Below are 16,790 nucleotides of genomic sequence, written 5' to 3' on the forward strand. Positions count from 1 at the left end.
CCGGCGCCTTTTCCCTAGTTTGGAGATCGTCCATGCAGAGCACCGTGAATCTATGGCCGCTGATCGGCGTCGCCGTGATCATCCTCGGCTTCGTGCTGCGTTTCAATCCGATGCTGATCGTCACCGCCGCCGCGATCGCGACTGCCGTGAGCGCCCACTTTCCACCAGATCGCATCCTCGCCGCGATCGGCGCCGGCTTCCTGAAGACCCGCAACATCCCGCTCATCATCCTGCTGCCGCTCGCGGTGATCGGCCTGCTCGAACGGCACGGCCTGCGCGAGCGCGCGCAGGCGTGGATCTCGACGATCCGCGCGGCCACCGCGGGCCGCCTGCTGATCGTCTACCTGCTGGTGCGCGAGCTGACGGCCGCGGTCGGGCTCACGGGCCTGGGCGGGCATCCGCAGATGGTGCGGCCGCTGATCGCGCCGATGGCCGAGGGCGCGGCCGAGCACCGCTACGGCCCGCTGCCCGAATCGATCCGGCACCGGCTGCGCGCGTATGCGGCCGCCACCGACAACGTCGGCCTGTTCTTCGGCGAGGACATCTTCGTCGCGTTCGGCGCGATCGTGCTGATGGTGACCTTCCTGAAGGAGGCGGGCATCGCCGTCGAGCCGATGCACGTCGCGCTGTGGGGCATCCCGACCGCGCTCTGCGCCTTCCTGATCCACGGCTTCCGGCTGTGGCTGCTCGACCGCCGGCTCGAGCGCGAGCTGGGCGGAGCCGCCGCCGCACCGTCGGGAGACCGCGCATGACGCTCACCCTCACCTATCTGTTCTGGCTGCTCGGACTCGTGCTGCTCGCGGTCGGCGCGATGATCGTCAGCGATCGCGACCATCCGCGCCGCTTCACCGCGGGCGGCTTCTGGATCGTCTATGCGCTGGTGTTCCTGGTCGGCGACCACCTGCCCGTCGAGCTGGTCGGCCTGCTCGTGATCGTGATGGCGCTGATCGCCGGCTTCGGCGGCGTGACAGCCGCGCGGCCGCGGTTGCTGTCCGACGACGCGCGCCGCGCCAGCGCCGCGCGGCTCGGCAACCGGCTGTTCGTGCCGGCGCTCACCATTCCCGCCGTGACGGTCGTGGTGACGCTCGCGGCCCCGCACCTGCACGTCGCGGGCGCGCCGCTGATCGATCCGAAGAACGCCACGCTGGTCGGCTTCGGCATCGGCTGCGTGGCCGCGCTCGCGCTCGCCTGCGCGCTGACCCGCGACACGGTCGGCCAGTCGCTGCGCGAAACGCGCCGCCTCGTCGACGCGCTGTCCTGGGCCGCGGTGCTGCCGCAGCTGCTCGGCATGCTCGGGCTCGTGTTCGCGGACGCGGGCGTCGGCAAGGCGGTCGCGCACCTGACCACCGCCTATATCAGCGTCGACTTCCGCCTCGTCGCGGTGGCCGTGTACTGCATCGGGATGGCGCTGTTCACGATGGTGATGGGCAACGGCTTCGCCGCGTTCCCGGTGATGACGGGCGGCGTGGGCGTGCCGATCCTCGTCAACGTGTTCCACGGCGACCCGGCGGTGATGGTCGCGATCGGCATGTTCTCCGGCTACTGCGGCACGCTGATGACGCCGATGGCAGCGAACTTCAACATGGTGCCCGCCGCGCTGCTCGAACTGCCGGACAAGAACGCCGTGATCAAGGTGCAGGTGCCGACCGCGCTCGCGATCCTCGCCGCCAACATCGTTCTGCTGAATATCCTGATGTTCCGGTGAACGCGCGCGGAAAAAGAAAAAGCGCCGAACCGGCGCTTTTTTTCGAACACGATGTGGCGAATCAATCAGCCATCCTTAAATGTGACATCGAAAGACGTCACCCTTATTCGTGGCCCGCTGCGCATCGCGGATCAAAACGCGTCCGCCGCCATCCGGTACGACCTCCCCCCGGCCAGACGGCGGAACGTTCAGATCAAGCTGCACGTGCCCGCATGCGATTCATTTTGATGTGGCCCCGCCTGCATGCAGACCGAACGCCGCCGGCACGTCGATACGTGCCGGCAACGCCAACCCCGCGCTGTTTTTCTGGTGCTTCCCCGTAGTGCTTTTGTCGATTTGAAAACGTTGTGGAGTGGAGAATAGATTTTGCCCGCGGGGGTGTCAATTACTGAAACGCGATTCATCGACAACCGGGGGAATGTCCCGATGCGTCAGCCGGCGTCGATCCGCCAACCTTGCTGACGCAACAGTTCGAGCACGCCTTTCAGGCCGCCGAGATGCAGCGCGCCGATCGCAACGAACACCGGCCGGTTCGGCGCGGCGATCTGCGTCATGCGGACCACGAAGCGCCGGTTGCGCTCGTACAGGATCTTGCCGTCGATGCGCTCCGCCACCGCCCTCACGCGCGCGAGCCGCTCGGTCTTCGCGGTCGCCCATGCGGCGAGCGCATCGGCGTCGCCAATTCGCCACAGTCGATGCAGCGCCTTCACGTCGGCCGCGTTCTGCGCGGGCGTCTGCACCATGTCCTGCGCGAGCATTTCGCGCTGCTCCGCGAGCGTGAGCCCGGTGAACGCGCGCATCTGCTCGGCCAGCGTTTCGAGGCCGACCACCTTGCCGCCCTTCTTGCCCAGGAACACGTTCTGCAATTGCGCCTCGGTGCCGTATTCCGTCTGCAAGCCGGCCGACAGCGAATCATAGGTTTCGACCACCAGCGCCGCGAGCCACGGGCGCATCCGGCGGATCCCCGCGAGCGCCGCCGGATTCCCGTGCAGGCGATTCGCGAGCTTCTGCCACAACGGCTCGGGCAGCAGCTTCGGCAGGCATTCGTAGCGGCACACGCCGTACTTCGATACGTCGTCCTGCGATTCGAGCAGGTCGTCCGGCGACAGTTCGAGCGCGAGGGTCGGCGATGCGGCGAGCGCGGCCAGGATCGTCCGGCGGAACGGCAGGGTCGGCGGATAGTCGGCGGGGTCGCCGATATGCAGCGTGCCGAGCACGTAGAGCGTGAGCTTGCCCTTGGTCGCGACGTAGAACGGCATGCGTGCGGGCTGGGTGCGCACCGCGCCGCTCGACACCGTGCCATTGGTCGTGGCGGGCGGCGCGTGGAAGCCCGGCAGCGACAGGCCGGGCGGCGGGATCTGCGCGGGATGCAGCGGCGCGTTCGCGGCGGCCGCGCCGCTCGCATGGGCGGGCCGCACCGGCGTCAGCACGCCGGCCGCCGCGCACGCACCGGCGAGCAGCAGCCCGGCGAGCGCGCGGATGCGCCAGCGCCGGGCCTGCCGGCGGGCCCGCATCACGCGGGCGCCGGCGCAACGCATACGGCGCGCGAACCGGCGCGCCGCTCCTGCTTCAGGCATTCACCTCCCCTACTTCCTCGGCGCGATGGCACGCCACGAGCCGGCCGTCGACCTCGCGCAACGCCGGCACCTCGGCCCGGCAGCGCGCGGCCGCATACGGGCAGCGCTGGTGGAACGCGCAGCCCGACGGCGGATTGAGCGGCGACGGCAGCTCGCCCTCGAGCTTGATCTGGATCCTGCGATCCGACTCGAAGATCGCGGGCGTCGCCGACATCAGCGAGCGCGTGTACGGATGGCGCGGCCGCGCGTAGAGCGTCTGCTTGTCGCCCACTTCCGCGACGCTGCCGAAATACATCACCATCACTTCGTCGGCGATGTGCTCGACCACCGCGAGGTTGTGCGAGATGAACACGTAGCTGGTGCCGAACTGTTCCTGCAGGTCCATGAACAGATTGAGGATCTGCGCCTGGATCGACACGTCGAGCGCGGACACCGGCTCGTCGGCGACGACGATCTGCGGATCGAGGATCATCGCGCGCGCGATCGCGACGCGCTGGCGCTGCCCGCCCGAGAACATGTGCGGATAGCGCTTCGCATGCTCGGGACGCAGCCCGACCGTGCGCATGATCTCGGCGATGCGCTGCGCGCGCTCGGCGGCCGACAGCGGCGTGTTGATCGCGAGCGGCTCGCCGAGCGTCTGCTCGACGGTCTTGCGCGGATTCAGCGACGCGAACGGATTCTGGAACACCATCTGCACGCGGCGGCGCAGCCCGGCGATCGTCGCGCGGTCCGCGCCGGCGACGTCGCGGCCGTCGATCGACAGGCGGCCCGAGGTGGGCGGCTCGATCAAGGTCAGCTGGCGCGCGAGCGTCGATTTGCCGCAACCCGATTCGCCGACGACGGCAAGCGTCTTGCCGCGCTTCAGCTGGAACGACACGCCGTTGAGCGCCTTCACGGTGCCCTGCCCGAACATGCCGCGACGCACCGAATAATGCTTCGCGAGCTGATCGGCGACGAGCACGACGTCGTCGCGGGACGTTGCTGGTACTGCGTTCATCGTGCGCCTCCCGGTGTGCCGATCGCATGCAGGTTCAAGGGCTTGATGCAGCGCGCGCGCATCGCGTCGTTGCCGGCGACGAGCACGTCGAGCGCGGGACGCGCCTTCGTGCAGCCGTCGGCCACGTACTTGCAGCGCGGCGCGAACAGGCAGCCGCCCGGCCGGTCGTCGCGGCCCGGCACCATCCCCGGCAGCGCGGCCAGCCGGCGCGCGCCCGCGTTGTGCTCGGGAATCGCGGCCAGCAGCGCCTCAGTATACGGGTGATGCGGCGACGCGAAGATGTCGGGCACCCGGTTGGTCTCGATCACCTCGCCCGCATACATCACGGCAACCCGCTGCGCGACCTCGGACACCACCGCGAGATCGTGCGAGATCAGCACGAGCGCCATGCCGCGCTCTTTCTGCAGCCGCACCAGCAGGTCCATGATCTGGGCCTGGATGGTCACGTCGAGCGCGGTGGTCGGTTCGTCGGCGATCAGCAGCTTCGGATTGCACGCCACCGCCATCGCGATCATCACGCGCTGGTTCATGCCGCCCGACATCTGGTGCGGGAAGGTGTCGATGCGGTTCTTCGCATCGGGGATCCCGACCTGGTCGAGCAGCTCGAGCGCGCGCCGCTTGAGCGCATCGCCGCGCAGCCCCTCGTGCAGCTTCAGCACCTCCTTGATCTGGTAGCCGACCGTGTAGCTCGGGTTCAGGCTCGTCAGCGCATCCTGGAACACCATCGCGATGTCCTTGCCGATGATCCGGCGCCGCGCCTTCGGGCCTGCCTTGAGCAGGTCGACGCCGTTGAACGTGACCTCGTCGGCGGTGACGACGCCGGGCGCGTCGATCAGGCCCATCAGCGCCATCATCGTCACGCTCTTGCCCGAGCCGGATTCGCCGACCACGCCGACCACCTCGCCCGGCGCGATCGACAGGTTGATCCGGTCGACCGCGGGCAGGCCGTTGAAGTTCACCGCGAGATTGCGGATGCTCAGAAGATCGCTCATGCCGCCCTCCGCCGCGCCGTCCCGTCCAGGATGGCCGCGCCCCCTCGGGGCCGCGCGCACAACAAGCTTGGGAGTCGTTTCATCTCAGGCCATCCGTTTGAGTTTGGGGTCGAGCGCGTCGCGCAGCCCGTCGCCGAGCAGGTTGATCGCGAGCACCGAAATCAGGATCGACAGGCCGGGCATCGTGACGATCCACCAGGCGTTGTCGATGTAGTCGCGCGCGGAGGCGAGCATCGCGCCCCACTCGGCGGTCGGCGGTTGTACGCCGAGGCCGAGGAAGCCGAGCGCGGCCGCGTCGAGGATCGCCGACGAGAAGCCGAGCGTGGCCTGCACGATCAGCGGCGCCGTGCAGTTCGGCAGCACCTGCGAGAACATCAGGCGCAGCGTGCCGGCGCCCGCGACGCGCGACGCGGTCACGTATTCCTTTTGCAGCTCGCCGAGCGCGGAGGCGCGCGTCAGGCGCACATAGCCCGGCAGCGCGACGATCGCGATCGCGAACATCGTATTGGTGAGCCCCGGCCCGATGATCGCGACCACCGCGACCGCGAGCAGCAGCGACGGCAGCGCGAGCAGCACGTCCATCACGCGCATCACCGGCGTGTCGGCCCACTTCTGGAAGAACGCGGCGACGAGCCCGAGCACGATGCCCGGGATCAGCGCGAGCACGACCGACACGAAGCCGATCCAGAACGACATGCGCGCGCCATACATCAGGCGCGAGAGGATGTCGCGGCCCGCCTCGTCGGTGCCGAGCACGAACTGCCAGTTGCCGCCCGCGAGCCACGCGGGCGGGATCTTCACGTAGTCGCGGTACTGCTCGATCGGGCTGTGCGGCGCGATCAGCGGCGCGCACAGCGCGACGAAGATCAGCACGAACACGACGAGGCCCGCGCCGACCGCGCCACGGTTGCGGGAGAAATTGGCCCAGAACTCGCGCAGCGCGAGCGCCCGGCCGCTCGCCGGCGCGACCCGGCCCGGCATGGCGTTTTGCAGATTGCTCATGGCATTACCTCGTATGACGGATGCGCGGGTTCAACACGCCGTACAGCAGGTCGACGACCAGGTTCACGACGATCACGAGCGTCGCGATCAACAGGATGCCGCCCTGCACGACCGGATAGTCGCGGCGGCCGATCGCATCGATCAGCCACTTGCCGACGCCGGGCCACGAGAACAGGGTTTCGGTCAGCACCGCGCCGGCCAGCAGCGTGCCGACCTGCAGGCCGATCACGGTGACGACCGGGATCAGCGCGTTGCGCAGCGCATGCACGACGATCACGCGGCCGGGCGACAGGCCCTTCGCGCGCGCGGTGCGGATGTAGTCCTCGCGCAGCACCTCGAGCATCGAGGAGCGCGTCATGCGCGCGATCACCGCGAGCGGGATCGTGCCGAGCACGATCGCGGGCAGGATCAGATGGCTGACCGCCGACGCGAACGCGCCTTCGTCGCCGGACAGCAGCGTGTCGATCAGCATGAAGCCGGTGGCGTGCGGGATCTCGTATTCGACCGCGATGCGGCCGGACACCGGGGTCCAGCCGAGGTACGACGAGAACACCATGATGAGGATGAGGCCCCACCAGAAGATCGGCATCGAATAACCGGTGAGGGCCGTGCCCATCACGCCGTGGTCGACCAGCGTGCCGCGCCGCAGCGCGGCGATCACGCCGGCCGGCAGGCCGACGGCGAGCGCGAACAGCAGCGCGCACAGCGACAGCTCGACGGTGGCGGGGAAACGGGCGAGGAACTCGCTCATCACGCTGGTGTTGGTGATGATCGAGGTGCCGAGGTCGCCGTGCAGCGCACGGCCGACGTAGTGCAGGTACTGGGTCGGCAGCGGCTCGTCGAGCCCGAGGCGATGCATCGCCTCGGCGTGCATCGCGGGGTCGACGCCGCGCTCGCCCATCATCACTTCGATCGGATCGCCCGGTATCAGGTGAATCAGCGCGAACGCAAGGATGGTGATGCCGATGAAGGTCGGAATCACCATCCCGATGCGGCGCAAGACAAATCGGAACATGAGGCGTCTCGAGTTTTCTTGGGGGGAAATGTGCGACCGGCGACGGGGAGCGTCAGGCCCCCCGTCGCCGGATGGTTATCGTCCAGCCGATGGGAACAGCTTACCCGCCGCGCCTTACTTGACGCCGACGCCGTCGAAGCGCAGGTAGCCGAGCGGCTCGATGCGCATGTCGACGACGTTCTTGCGCACCGGCAGGTAGACGGTCGAGTTCGCGATCGGCGAGAACGGCAGCTGCTGCGCGAAGATCTGCTGCGCCTGCATGTAGATCTTCGTGCGGGCGTCCTGGCCCGAGGTCACGCGGCCCTTCTGGACCAGGTCGTCGAACGGCTTGTAGCACCACTTCGAGAAGTTGTTGCCCTTGACGGCCTCGCAGCCGAGCAGCGTGCCGAGCCAGTTGTCGGGATCGCCGTTGTCGCCCGTCCAGCCGATCAGCATCGTGTCGTGCTCGCCCGCGTGGGAGCGCTTCATGTACTCGCCCCACTCATACGAGACGATCTTCGCGCGCACGCCGATCTTCGCCCAGTCGGCCTGGATCATCTCGGCCATCAGGCGCGCGTTCGGGTTGTACGGGCGCTGCACGGGCATCGCCCACAGCGTGATGTCGAAGCCGCCCGCGAGGCCGGCCTTCGCGAGCAGCGCCTTGGCCTTCGCGAGGTCGGTCGGCGCGGCCTTCAGGTTCTTGTCGTACGACCATTGGGTCGGCGGCATCGGCGCATCGGCGGCCTGGCCCGCGCTCTGGTAGACGGATTCGAGGATCGCCTTCTTGTTGATCGCCATGTCGAGCGCCTGCCGCACCTCGAGCTTCTCGAGCGGCTTGTGCTGGACGTTGTAGGCGACGTAGCCGAGATTGAAACCGGCCTGCGACGGCATGTCGACGCTCGGCTCGGCCTTGAGGGTCGCGATGTCGGCGGGGCGCGGATAGATCATCACCTGGCACTCGTTGCGCTTGATCTTCTGCACGCGCACGCCCGGGTCGGGGGTGATCGAGAAGATCAGCTTCGCGAGCTTCACCTCGCCCTTCTTCCAGTAGTCGGGATTGCCGTCGAAGCGGATCGTCGCGTCCTTCGTGTAGCTGCGGAACACGAACGGGCCGGTGCCGATCGGCTTCTGGTTGATGTCGGCGGCCTTGCCCGCCTTGAGCAGCTGGTCCGCGTACTCGGCCGACAGGATCGACGCGAATTCCATCGCCATGTTCTGGATGAACGGCGCGTTCGGCTCCGCGAGGACGAAGCGGACCGTGTACGGGTCGACCTTCTCGACCTTGGTGATCAGCTTGTCGAGGCCCATGTCGGTGAAGTACGGGAACGACGCCGGGTAGGCCTTGCGGAACGGCTGGTTCGGATCGAGCATGCGCTGGAACGTGAACACGACGTCGTCCGCGTTGAATTCGCGGCTGGGCTTGAAGTAGTCGGTGGTATGGAACTTGACGCCGTGGCGCAGCGAGAACGTGTAGACCTTGCCGTCGGGCGAGACGTCCCACTTCTCGGCGAGGCCGGGCTCGACCTTGGTGCCGCCGCGCTCGAACTCGACGAGGCGGTTGTAGACCGTGAAGGTGGCGGCGGTGAAATCGACGCCGGTGGTGTACTGCGCGGAATCGAAACCCGACGGGCTGCCTTCTGAGCAGTAGACGAGCGTTTTGTTCGGGATCTGCGCGAATGCGGAGCCCGCGATGCCGAGCGATGCCGCTGCGACGCCCGCGATGGCGGTAACACGCAGTGCGCGCAACAGACGGTTATGTTCCATGTTTCCTCCAAGTCTCCAGTTCGGGGCTGGCCTGGGGCCAGCGTAGGCGGATATTACTTGAGCTTTCGATCGGGAAACAAGCTGGAGAAAATTCGCGATGCGGAGCGAATTGCGGCGGGAGCGGTAAAAGGCTTTTATCGCGCGGCCGGCCGGCCTGCCCCGGCCCGCTTGCCTGACAAGCATCCGGCGACAACTCGCGCCATCGTCATGTCATTTTGCGCGCGAGTCCCGTTTATTTTGTCCGCAGCATTTTGCGCTATGACCGGATTTTCTTTGTTTAAGCGCCTTTTTGCTTTTTGTTTATCACTTTTTCATCGACGATGATTTTAGACCGGGCGCAGGTCATGCATCGCGCGCCTGCGTTCGCCCACCCCCGCCGCGTCATCAATGCCGACGCTCAAGCCGGCCGCCGCCCCGAATCGAGGTCCGCCGAGCGCGCGGGCACGAACGCCACCGCGACGATCGACAAGGCGAGCCCGGCCATCACGTAGTAGGTCGGCGCGAGCGGCGTGCCGGTCGCCTGGATCAGCCAGGTCACGACGAACTGTCCGAAGCCGCCGAACAGCATCACCGCGACGTTGTAGGCCAGCGACAGGCCGGTCGACCGGATATGAGCGGGGAACAGTTCGGCGATCATCGCGCCGAACGGCCCGTAGTAGCCGGCCAGCGTGACCGACAGCACCGCCTGCACGATCACGAGGCGCGTGATGCTCGGCGCCGCGTCGAGCCACACGAACAGCGGATAGATGAGCACGAGCGTGAGGCCGAGCGACCACAGCGACAGCCCCTTGCGGCCGATCCGGTCGGACCAGGCGCCCGCGACGGGCGACAGCACGGTGAGCAGCAGGTTGCCGACGATCACCGCGTAGAACGATTGCGCATAGGGCAGCTTGAGCTGCTTGACCGCGAAGGTCGGCAGATAACCGATCAGGATGTAGATCGTCACCGTCAGCGCGACCACCGAGCCCAGCCCGCAGACGACTTCGCGCCCGTGCGAGGCGAACACCTCGCGCAGCGTGGCGCGCCGCGCGCTCTGGCGCCCGTGCAGGAACGCCTCCGAATCGGCGAGATGCCGGCGGATGTAGAAGCCGACCGGTCCGATCACGAGCCCGAGCAGGAACGGCACGCGCCAGCCCCACGCATGCAGCGCCTCGGTCGAGAGCCCGCGCGTGACGGCCGCGCCGACCAGCGCGCCGATCAGGAACGCCGACGCCTGGCTCGCCATCTGCCAGCTGCCGTAGAAGCCGCGCTTCGAGAACGGCGCCGCCTCGATCAGCAGCGCGGTCGCGCTGCCGAATTCGCCGCCCGCCGAGAAGCCCTGCAACAGCCGCCCGAACACGATCAGGAGCGGCGCGCCGATGCCGATCGCCGCGTAGGTCGGGGCGACCGCGAGCAGGAACATGCCCACCGTCATCAGCAGGATCACGAGCGACAGCGCCGCCTTGCGCCCCGCCCGGTCGGCGTAGAGCCCGAGCACGACGCCGCCGATCGGGCGCATCACGAAGGCCACGCCGAAGGTGGCCGTGGTCAGCAGCAGGGACGCGTATTCGTCGTGAGTCGGAAAGAACAGCGCGGCGATCACCACCGCCATGAAACTGAACACGGTGAAGTCGTACCATTCGAGCGCATTGCCGATCACCGCCGCCACCACCGCGCGCCGGTTCAGCGTCCGGCCCGCCATCCTCGTCGAATCCGCCACCGATGCCATGCCTCCCCCACCCGTCGATTCCATGGCGTGCGCATTGTCGCGGCGCACCGCTCGTCTGTCGTGCAGCGAGTGTAGAAAGCACCGGAATCGTTTTCAAGCAATAAAAAAACGCCCGTCATCGTTTCATGACGGGCGCTCTTCAGGTCGTGCACGGCGCGATGCGCCGCGGGCGTCACGCCATTTTCGTGAAGGCGCTGCACCAGCCCTTCGCCGACACCTGCTTGCCCGCGAAGGCGCCGCACGGGCCCGAGGCCGCCCCCTTCTTGCCCTGGTACAGCATGCAGGCCGCGCAATCCTGGCCGGCCGCGTACCTCGGATACTTGGCCTTGTCGACCTTGGTCGCATCGGCCCTGTAGCCGAGCGCGGCCGCGGTCGGATCGGTTTCGGCCAGCAGCGGCGCATCGGCCAGCGCCTGGCGCGACAAGGCGAGCGCCGACACGGCGCCCACGCTCGAAATCAGGAAACTCCGGCGAGACGTTTTCATGGGAACTTGCTCCGACATATTGTGGGTGTTGTGCTGCTCTGGCGGCAGCAGCGCACAAGCATACCCCTCAAGTCCCCTGCGTGCGCCCCCAATTCCGGAGATAAGCCGCGGCGCACGCCGCCCGGGCGCGCCCCGGCTACGCGCGCGCCGCGAACTCGCCGACCCGCTGCGCGATCGCGAGCGCGGCGGTCAGCCCCGGCGACTCGATGCCGTACAGGTTCACGAGCCCGCGCACGCCGTGCTGCGCCGGCCCCTGGATCATGAAATCGGCGGCCGGCTCGCCCGGCCCGGCGATCTTCGGCCGGATCCCCGCGTAGGCCGGCTGCAGCGCGCCGTCGGGCAGGCCCGGCCAGTAGCCGCGGATCGCCGCGTAGAACGCCTGCGCGCGATGCGGATCGACGTCGTAGCGCAGCGTGTCGATCCACTCGACGTCGGGGCCGAAACGCGCCTGGCCGCCGAGATCGAGCGTGAGGTGCACGCCGAGCCCGGCCCGGTCGGGCATCGGATAGACGAGGTGGGAGAACGGCGCGCGCCCCGCGAGGCTGAAGTAATTGCCGCGCGCCAGATAGAGCGGCGGCACCCAGCGCGGATCGAGCCCCGTGATGCGCCGCGCGAGCGCCTGGGCGCCCAGCCCCGCGCAGTTGATCACGCAGCCCGCGCCGAACTCGGCCGGCTCCGCGCCGCCCGTGCGCACCACGAAGTCGCCGCCGCGCGTCGCGTCGATGGTCTCGACGGGCGACTGCAGCGCGCACGCCGCGCCGCCGCGCTCGGCGTCGCCGAGCAGCGCGAGCATCAGCTGGTGGCTGTCGACGATGCCCGTGCTCGGCGAGAACAGCGCGCCGATGCATTCGAGTTCGGGTTCGAGCGCCTGCACCTCGTCGCGCGACAGCGGCAGCAGGTCGAGCACGCCGTTTTCTTCGGCGCGCGCGGCGATCGACTTCATCTGCTTGAGCTGCGCGGGATTCGCGGCGACGATCAGCTTGCCGCAGCGCCGGTGAGGTACATGGTGGGTTTCGCAGAAGTGATACAGGAGATCGCGGCCGTGCACGCACAGCGCCGCCTTCAGCGAACCGCGCGGATAGTAGAGCCCCGCATGGATCACCTCGCTGTTGCGCGAGCTCGTGCCGGTGCCGATCGCGTCGGCGGACTCGAGGATCAGCGTCTCGCGGCCGCGGGCCGCCAGTTCCCGTGCAATCGCCAGGCCGACCACGCCGGCCCCGATCACCACACAGTCAATCCGCTCCATTGTCATTCGCGTCGCTCGCGCACGAAAGCAGAGCCCCGATTGTACGTCGTGCGGCGCAGCACTGCCGATCCCGGCTCAGAAACCGATCGGACGCCGCCGCCCGCCGCCCTCCGCGCGGATGTCGTGCGGCGCCACCGCGTCGCGGCCGTCGAGGCGCGCCGCGCCGAACGCGTGCAGCAGCGCGCGCCGCATCGCGCGCGGCGGCAGCGCCGCGAGCACGTCGAGCACGGCGGCGTCGGGCGCCTCCGGGAAGCGCCGGCCCCAGGCGTGCGCCTCGCGGATCTCGCCGTAGATCGCGCGCGCGATGCGCCGCGCGCCCGCCGCGTCGGGCGGCTCGATCTCGTAGACGTTCATGCGGTTGAGAATCGGCTCGGGAATCGCCTGCGCGTCGTTCGCGGTCGCGATCCAGATCACGTTGCCCGCATCGATCGGCACCTCCGCGAACTCGTCGATGAACGCGCGCGCGGTATCGTGCTCGAGCAGCGCGTACAGCGCGCCGAGCGGATCGTACTGAGCGTCGCTGCCAGCCTTGTCGAGTTCGTCGACCGTGATCACCGGGTTCGCGTAGCTGCCGTTGACGAGCGCGTCGAACACCTTGCCCGGCTTCGCGTTCTTCCATTGCGACGACGCGCCCGACAGGATCCAGCCGGCCGTCAGCGAACTCATCGGCACGTAGTGGTACGCGGTGCCGAGCAGCTGCGCGAGCGCCTTCGCGAAATGGGTCTTGCCGATGCCCGGCGCGCCGAGCAGCAGGATCGGCATCAGTTCGAGCCGATCCTCGGTTTCGAGGCACAGCGCGACCTGCTTGCGCACGTCGTCGAGCGGCGCGGCGAAGTTCGGCAGCGCGTCGACCAGCTCGTCGAAGGCCGGCATCCGGTTCGGCTTCACGCAGAAGCGCAGGTTGCCCGTCTTCAGCATCTTCTCGTAGGTCGCGCGCAGCGCATCGCTCGCGCCTTCGTTCAGGTCGTTCAGCGCCGTCTCCACCCGCTCGAGATCGTAGACCGTGCTGAACGACGCGACCGCCAGTTCCTGCCTCACCATCGCCGTCGTCATCGCCCACCTCTTCCCGCCGTCGTCCATCCATCGGACCCCTTCGATTTCAGTGTAGCGGGCCCGCCCGCGCGCGCAAGCCAGCAGCCGACCGCGTCTGCTGCTGACACCGGCGCGCCGCTGCACGCGGCGCGCGCCGCGCGTATCATCGAAGCTTCGCCGTGCGGGCCGCGGGCGGGCCGTCGGGTCCGGCGCGCGGGCCGCGCCGCCGCTTCAGGAATCGCCGATGTCCGACCCTTCCCCCTCCGACGACGCGCTGCGCGCCGTCGACGCCGCCCTCGCCTCGCGCCGCTCGGTCCGCGCCTTCCTGCCCACGCCGGTGCCGCGCGCGACGCTCGAGGCGATCCTCGCGGCCGCGAGCCGCGCGCCGTCGGGCAGCAACCTCCAGCCGTGGCGCGTCTACGCGGCGACGGGCGCGACCCGCGACACCCTGGCGGCCGCGCTGACCGCCGCGCACGACGATCCCGCGCGCGACGCGAAATATGCTGCGGAATACCCCTATTACCCGCGCGAATGGCGCTCGCCGTACCTGGAGCGCCGCCGCAAGATCGGCTGGGACCTGTACGGGCTCCTCGGCATCGCGCGCGGCGACCACGCGCGCATGCATGCGCAGCTCGCGCGCAACTTCTGTTTCTTCGACGCGCCCGTCGCGCTGTTCTTCACGATCGACCGCCTGATGACGCAAGGCGGCTGGCTCGACTACGGGATGTTCCTGCAGAGCATCATGATCGCGGCCCGCGCACGCGGCCTCGACACCTGCCCGCAGGCGGCGTTCACGCCGTTCCACGGCGTCATCGCCGCGCACCTGGCGGTTCCGGCGCACGAACAGCTCGTGTGCGGCATGTCGCTCGGCTACGCCGACCCCGGCGCGCGCGCGAACCAGCTCGTCACCGAACGCGCCGAGGTGACCGAGTTCACCCGCTTCTTCGCTTGAAGATGCCGGCGCGACGCCCCACCTGTTCTCCTCGTCCGGCCTGCTCCGCCCCCGTGCGCCGCATCCCGGCGTTCGTTGCTTTCGTACAAGCGTAAGATGACTCCCTGCTTCTTTATCCGGCGTTCGCGCCACCTCGTCATGCTCAGAACCTGCGTTGCCGGCGCGCTCGCCGCCGTCTCGCTCGCCGTGCTCGCGCAGAGCGGTGCGCCGCCCGTCGTGGACTGGCAGATCCAGGTGGTGCGCGACGGCCAGACGATCGATACGTTCGAGCATCGCACCACGGTCGGCCAGACCCGCACCGACACGCACCGCACGACGCCCGCCGGCTGCGCGGCATCGGCGGCCGCCTCGGCCGCCGGCGCGCAGCCCGAGCCGTCGCGCACCGTGACGGTCGCGCCGCTCTACGTCGAGGGCGCCTCGATCGCGCTCGCGATCGACACGCAGGACACCCTCGCCGACACGTCGTCGCACGACAGCGGCGGCTGCGTCGCGGCCACGCGCCAGATCGTCGCGAGCCACCCGGGCCTGAACGTGCGCGCCGACGACTGGACCGACTGGGTCGTGGCCGAGCGCGATCCGCGCCTCGTCTACCGCGTGCGCGCGCGCACCGCGCAGGACTGAGCCGTCATGGCCACGCCCGACCTTCGTCCGTTCGCCGCGCCGCAGGCCGCGCCCGCCAACGAGATCACCGCGGTCAGCTGGAACCTGCACAAGGGCCGCTCGCCGCTCGGCTTCACCGCGTGGAACGCGATGCGCAACTGGATGCAGTCGACCCACGCCGACGTGTACTTCCTGCAGGAAGCGATGGCGCGCCGCCTGCCGCGCCCGGTGCTCGCCCCCGGCTTCGGCGCGCCGATGGACGATGCGCTCGACGACGTCTGGCATTGCCAGGCGACCGAGATCGCCCGCGCGCTCGACTGGCAGATCGCGCTCGGCCCCAATGTGTTCAAGCCGTCATGGCGGCACGGCAATGCGATCCTGTCGCCGCATCCGCTCGACCTCGGCGGCCGCTGGGACATCTCCGCGCACCGCTTCGAACGGCGCGGGCTGCTCGTCGCGCGCGCGACGCTCGCGGGCGCGCAGCCCGTCACGCTGCTGTGCGCGCACCTCGCGCTCACGCGCGCCGCGCGCCTGCGCCAGATGAACTGGATCGCGCACTGGATCGACCGCCACGCGCGCACCGGCCCGCTCATGCTGGCGGGCGACTTCAACGACTGGCGCAACGATTCCGTGCCGCTGTTCGGCGAGATCGGGATGACGGAGGTCGCGACGCTGCTCGGCGAATCCGGCCGCACGTTCCCCGCGTTCTCGCCCGCGCTCGCGCTCGACAAGATGTTCGTGCGCGGCCTCACGCCGCTCGAATGGAGCGCGCCCGGGCAGGAAGCCGCGTGGCTGTCCGACCACCTGCCGTACATCGCGCGGCTGCGGCTCGACTGATGCGCGCGGGCGCGGCGGCGGCGCGTTACAGTAGCGGCTTGCCCCCGTTCCGTCCGTTCCGCGCCGCGCCATGAGCTACCTGCCGATCCTGCTGCAAATCGCCGTCGTCTACCTGGTCGCCGCCATCACGCCGGGGCCGAATTTCTTCATGGTGTCGCAACTGTCGCTCGCCGGCCGGCGCGGCCTCGGGGCCGCCTCGGCATGCGGCGTCGGCACCGCGTCGGTGATCTGGGCGAGCCTCGCGCTGCTCGGGCTGTCCGCGCTGCTGCATCAGGTCGCGTGGCTCTACGAGGGCATCCGGATCGCGGGCGCGCTCTACCTGGTCTACTTCGGCGCCAAGCTGCTGCGCGCGAGCGCACGGCCCGGCCCGGCCGCGCCGGACGAAACGGCCGGCGTCCCTGCCGGGCCGGCGCGGCCGGCGGACTATCTGCGCGCGTACCGCACCGGGCTCTTCACCTGTCTCACCAATCCCAAGTCCTGCGCGTTCTGGACCAGCGTGTTCGCCGCGATGCTGCCCGCCCGCGTGCCGACGTGGTTCGACGGCGCCGTGCTGGTGACGATCGGCGCGCTGTCGGCCGGCTGGTATCTCAGCGTCGCGCTGCTGTTCGCGAGCGCGCGCGCGCAGGCCGGTTACCGGCGCGTGCGCCGGCCGCTCGACGCGCTGTGCGGCGCGGCGCTCGTGGGCCTCGGCGCGAAGCTCGCGGCCGACCGCTGAGGCCCGCGCCGACGCGCTCGCCCGGCCGGCTTCCCCCGGTCGCGCCCGGGTCCGCCACGCGGGCGCGCCAAGCAAGGTAAAATAACGAGTTTCCCATTCGTCTGTTATCGAGTAGGCGTGCGTTCCCGCCCGCCATCGGCCGGTCCGCGGATCGGGCCGGTGCCCTCGTTTTTCGCCCGATTCCG

17 protein-coding genes are annotated in these 16,790 nt (G+C 69.2%); 7 read left to right on the forward strand and 10 right to left on the reverse strand.

From position 1 onward, the window contains the following. Nucleotides 1-32 precede the first annotated feature (32 nt). Together Bsp3421_RS29005 and Bsp3421_RS29010 are read left to right on the forward strand one after the other, a co-directional pair. Nucleotides 33-752: a DUF969 domain-containing protein gene (locus tag Bsp3421_RS29005; RefSeq protein WP_273999515.1), complete on the forward strand. Its 720-nt coding sequence runs from the start codon at nucleotides 33-35 to the stop codon at nucleotides 750-752. Then, the gene (locus tag Bsp3421_RS29010) at nucleotides 749-1,705 is read left to right on the forward strand and encodes a DUF979 domain-containing protein (RefSeq protein ID WP_252982494.1); all 957 of its coding nucleotides are present in this window, start codon (nucleotides 749-751) and stop codon (nucleotides 1,703-1,705) included. The genes Bsp3421_RS29005 and Bsp3421_RS29010 overlap by 4 nt, the downstream gene beginning before the upstream one ends. Before the next feature lie 431 nt (nucleotides 1,706-2,136). On the opposite strand, the gene Bsp3421_RS29015 is transcribed toward Bsp3421_RS29010, so the two are convergent. The 6 genes from Bsp3421_RS29015 to Bsp3421_RS29040 form a co-directional block, all read right to left on the reverse strand. Beyond that, the gene (locus Bsp3421_RS29015; protein WP_273999518.1) at nucleotides 2,137-3,282 is read right to left on the reverse strand and encodes a TraB/GumN family protein; all 1,146 of its coding nucleotides are present in this window, start codon (nucleotides 3,280-3,282) and stop codon (nucleotides 2,137-2,139) included. Next, the gene (locus tag Bsp3421_RS29020; RefSeq protein ID WP_273999519.1) at nucleotides 3,275-4,279 is read right to left on the reverse strand and encodes a peptide ABC transporter ATP-binding protein; all 1,005 of its coding nucleotides are present in this window, start codon (nucleotides 4,277-4,279) and stop codon (nucleotides 3,275-3,277) included. Before Bsp3421_RS29020 ends, Bsp3421_RS29015 begins: the two co-directional genes overlap by 8 nt. After that, on the reverse strand, nucleotides 4,276-5,271 hold the full coding sequence (locus tag Bsp3421_RS29025) for an ABC transporter ATP-binding protein (protein ID WP_273999520.1): 996 nt from the start codon (nucleotides 5,269-5,271) through the stop codon (nucleotides 4,276-4,278). Before Bsp3421_RS29025 ends, Bsp3421_RS29020 begins: the two co-directional genes overlap by 4 nt. A gap of 84 nt (nucleotides 5,272-5,355) precedes the next feature. Further along, on the reverse strand, nucleotides 5,356-6,273 hold the full coding sequence (locus tag Bsp3421_RS29030; protein ID WP_273999522.1) for an ABC transporter permease subunit: 918 nt from the start codon (nucleotides 6,271-6,273) through the stop codon (nucleotides 5,356-5,358). A gap of 4 nt (nucleotides 6,274-6,277) precedes the next feature. Further along, nucleotides 6,278-7,288: an ABC transporter permease subunit gene (locus tag Bsp3421_RS29035; protein ID WP_273999523.1), complete on the reverse strand. Its 1,011-nt coding sequence runs from the start codon at nucleotides 7,286-7,288 to the stop codon at nucleotides 6,278-6,280. Between the two features lie 114 nt (nucleotides 7,289-7,402). Next, nucleotides 7,403-9,031 carry an ABC transporter substrate-binding protein gene (locus tag Bsp3421_RS29040; RefSeq protein ID WP_273999524.1) on the reverse strand — a complete coding sequence of 543 codons (1,629 nt, stop codon included), beginning with the start codon at nucleotides 9,029-9,031 and terminating at the stop codon, nucleotides 7,403-7,405. A gap of 57 nt (nucleotides 9,032-9,088) precedes the next feature. On the opposite strand from Bsp3421_RS29040, the gene Bsp3421_RS29045 reads away from it, so the two are divergent. Then, a complete protein-coding gene (locus Bsp3421_RS29045; RefSeq protein WP_273999525.1) occupies nucleotides 9,089-9,355 on the forward strand; it encodes a hypothetical protein in 267 nt (88 codons plus the stop codon). A gap of 73 nt (nucleotides 9,356-9,428) precedes the next feature. Here Bsp3421_RS29045 and Bsp3421_RS29050 read toward each other — a convergent pair whose 3' ends face one another. The 4 genes from Bsp3421_RS29050 to Bsp3421_RS29065 all read right to left on the reverse strand — a co-directional run bounded on the left by Bsp3421_RS29050 (nucleotide 9,429) and on the right by Bsp3421_RS29065 (nucleotide 13,522). Continuing rightward, nucleotides 9,429-10,739 (reverse strand): MFS transporter, encoded by a 1,311-nt coding sequence (locus Bsp3421_RS29050; protein WP_273999526.1) that lies wholly within the window; start codon nucleotides 10,737-10,739, stop codon nucleotides 9,429-9,431. Between the two features lie 172 nt (nucleotides 10,740-10,911). Further along, on the reverse strand, nucleotides 10,912-11,223 hold the full coding sequence (locus tag Bsp3421_RS29055; RefSeq protein ID WP_273999527.1) for a high-potential iron-sulfur protein: 312 nt from the start codon (nucleotides 11,221-11,223) through the stop codon (nucleotides 10,912-10,914). A gap of 136 nt (nucleotides 11,224-11,359) precedes the next feature. After that, nucleotides 11,360-12,475 carry an NAD(P)/FAD-dependent oxidoreductase gene (locus Bsp3421_RS29060; protein ID WP_273999528.1) on the reverse strand — a complete coding sequence of 372 codons (1,116 nt, stop codon included), beginning with the start codon at nucleotides 12,473-12,475 and terminating at the stop codon, nucleotides 11,360-11,362. A gap of 69 nt (nucleotides 12,476-12,544) precedes the next feature. Then, complete coding sequence (locus Bsp3421_RS29065; RefSeq protein ID WP_273999529.1) at nucleotides 12,545-13,522, reverse strand: AAA family ATPase; 978 nt, start codon at nucleotides 13,520-13,522, stop codon at nucleotides 12,545-12,547. A 223-nt stretch (nucleotides 13,523-13,745) separates the two neighbouring features. Between Bsp3421_RS29065 and Bsp3421_RS29070 the strand changes: the two genes are divergently transcribed. The 4 genes from Bsp3421_RS29070 (at nucleotide 13,746) to Bsp3421_RS29085 (ending at nucleotide 16,605) form a co-directional block, all read left to right on the forward strand. After that, nucleotides 13,746-14,453: a nitroreductase gene (locus Bsp3421_RS29070; protein ID WP_273999530.1), complete on the forward strand. Its 708-nt coding sequence runs from the start codon at nucleotides 13,746-13,748 to the stop codon at nucleotides 14,451-14,453. 75 nt (nucleotides 14,454-14,528) lie between these two features. Beyond that, nucleotides 14,529-15,074: a hypothetical protein gene (locus tag Bsp3421_RS29075; RefSeq protein ID WP_443111544.1), complete on the forward strand. Its 546-nt coding sequence runs from the start codon at nucleotides 14,529-14,531 to the stop codon at nucleotides 15,072-15,074. 6 nt (nucleotides 15,075-15,080) lie between these two features. Beyond that, the gene (locus Bsp3421_RS29080; protein ID WP_273999532.1) at nucleotides 15,081-15,890 is read left to right on the forward strand and encodes an endonuclease/exonuclease/phosphatase family protein; all 810 of its coding nucleotides are present in this window, start codon (nucleotides 15,081-15,083) and stop codon (nucleotides 15,888-15,890) included. Between the two features lie 70 nt (nucleotides 15,891-15,960). Further along, on the forward strand, nucleotides 15,961-16,605 hold the full coding sequence (locus Bsp3421_RS29085) for a LysE family translocator (RefSeq protein WP_273999534.1): 645 nt from the start codon (nucleotides 15,961-15,963) through the stop codon (nucleotides 16,603-16,605). Nucleotides 16,606-16,790: the final 185 nt, after the last annotated feature.

This window comes from Burkholderia sp. FERM BP-3421 (assembly GCF_028657905.1).
Taxonomy (GTDB): domain Bacteria; phylum Pseudomonadota; class Gammaproteobacteria; order Burkholderiales; family Burkholderiaceae; genus Burkholderia.

What these genes read in the sequence shown, in the direction of transcription:
- Bsp3421_RS29035 (WP_273999523.1), bottom strand. Translation starts at nt 7,288, where the DNA reads ATGTTCCGATTTGTCTTGCGCCGCATCGGGATGGTGATTCCGACCTTC.
- Bsp3421_RS29065 (WP_273999529.1), bottom strand. Translation starts at nt 13,522, where the DNA reads ATGACGACGGCGATGGTGAGGCAGGAACTGGCGGTCGCGTCGTTCAGC.
- Bsp3421_RS29060 (WP_273999528.1), bottom strand. Translation starts at nt 12,475, where the DNA reads ATGACAATGGAGCGGATTGACTGTGTGGTGATCGGGGCCGGCGTGGTC.
- Bsp3421_RS29010 (WP_252982494.1), top strand. Translation starts at nt 749, where the DNA reads ATGACGCTCACCCTCACCTATCTGTTCTGGCTGCTCGGACTCGTGCTG.
- Bsp3421_RS29070 (WP_273999530.1), top strand. Translation starts at nt 13,746, where the DNA reads ATGTCCGACCCTTCCCCCTCCGACGACGCGCTGCGCGCCGTCGACGCC.
- Bsp3421_RS29005 (WP_273999515.1), top strand. Translation starts at nt 33, where the DNA reads ATGCAGAGCACCGTGAATCTATGGCCGCTGATCGGCGTCGCCGTGATC.
- Bsp3421_RS29085 (WP_273999534.1), top strand. Translation starts at nt 15,961, where the DNA reads ATGAGCTACCTGCCGATCCTGCTGCAAATCGCCGTCGTCTACCTGGTC.
- Bsp3421_RS29025 (WP_273999520.1), bottom strand. Translation starts at nt 5,271, where the DNA reads ATGAGCGATCTTCTGAGCATCCGCAATCTCGCGGTGAACTTCAACGGC.
- Bsp3421_RS29015 (WP_273999518.1), bottom strand. Translation starts at nt 3,282, where the DNA reads ATGCCTGAAGCAGGAGCGGCGCGCCGGTTCGCGCGCCGTATGCGTTGC.
- Bsp3421_RS29055 (WP_273999527.1), bottom strand. Translation starts at nt 11,223, where the DNA reads ATGAAAACGTCTCGCCGGAGTTTCCTGATTTCGAGCGTGGGCGCCGTG.
- Bsp3421_RS29030 (WP_273999522.1), bottom strand. Translation starts at nt 6,273, where the DNA reads ATGAGCAATCTGCAAAACGCCATGCCGGGCCGGGTCGCGCCGGCGAGC.
- Bsp3421_RS29020 (WP_273999519.1), bottom strand. Translation starts at nt 4,279, where the DNA reads ATGAACGCAGTACCAGCAACGTCCCGCGACGACGTCGTGCTCGTCGCC.
- Bsp3421_RS29040 (WP_273999524.1), bottom strand. Translation starts at nt 9,031, where the DNA reads ATGGAACATAACCGTCTGTTGCGCGCACTGCGTGTTACCGCCATCGCG.
- Bsp3421_RS29080 (WP_273999532.1), top strand. Translation starts at nt 15,081, where the DNA reads ATGGCCACGCCCGACCTTCGTCCGTTCGCCGCGCCGCAGGCCGCGCCC.
- Bsp3421_RS29050 (WP_273999526.1), bottom strand. Translation starts at nt 10,739, where the DNA reads ATGGCATCGGTGGCGGATTCGACGAGGATGGCGGGCCGGACGCTGAAC.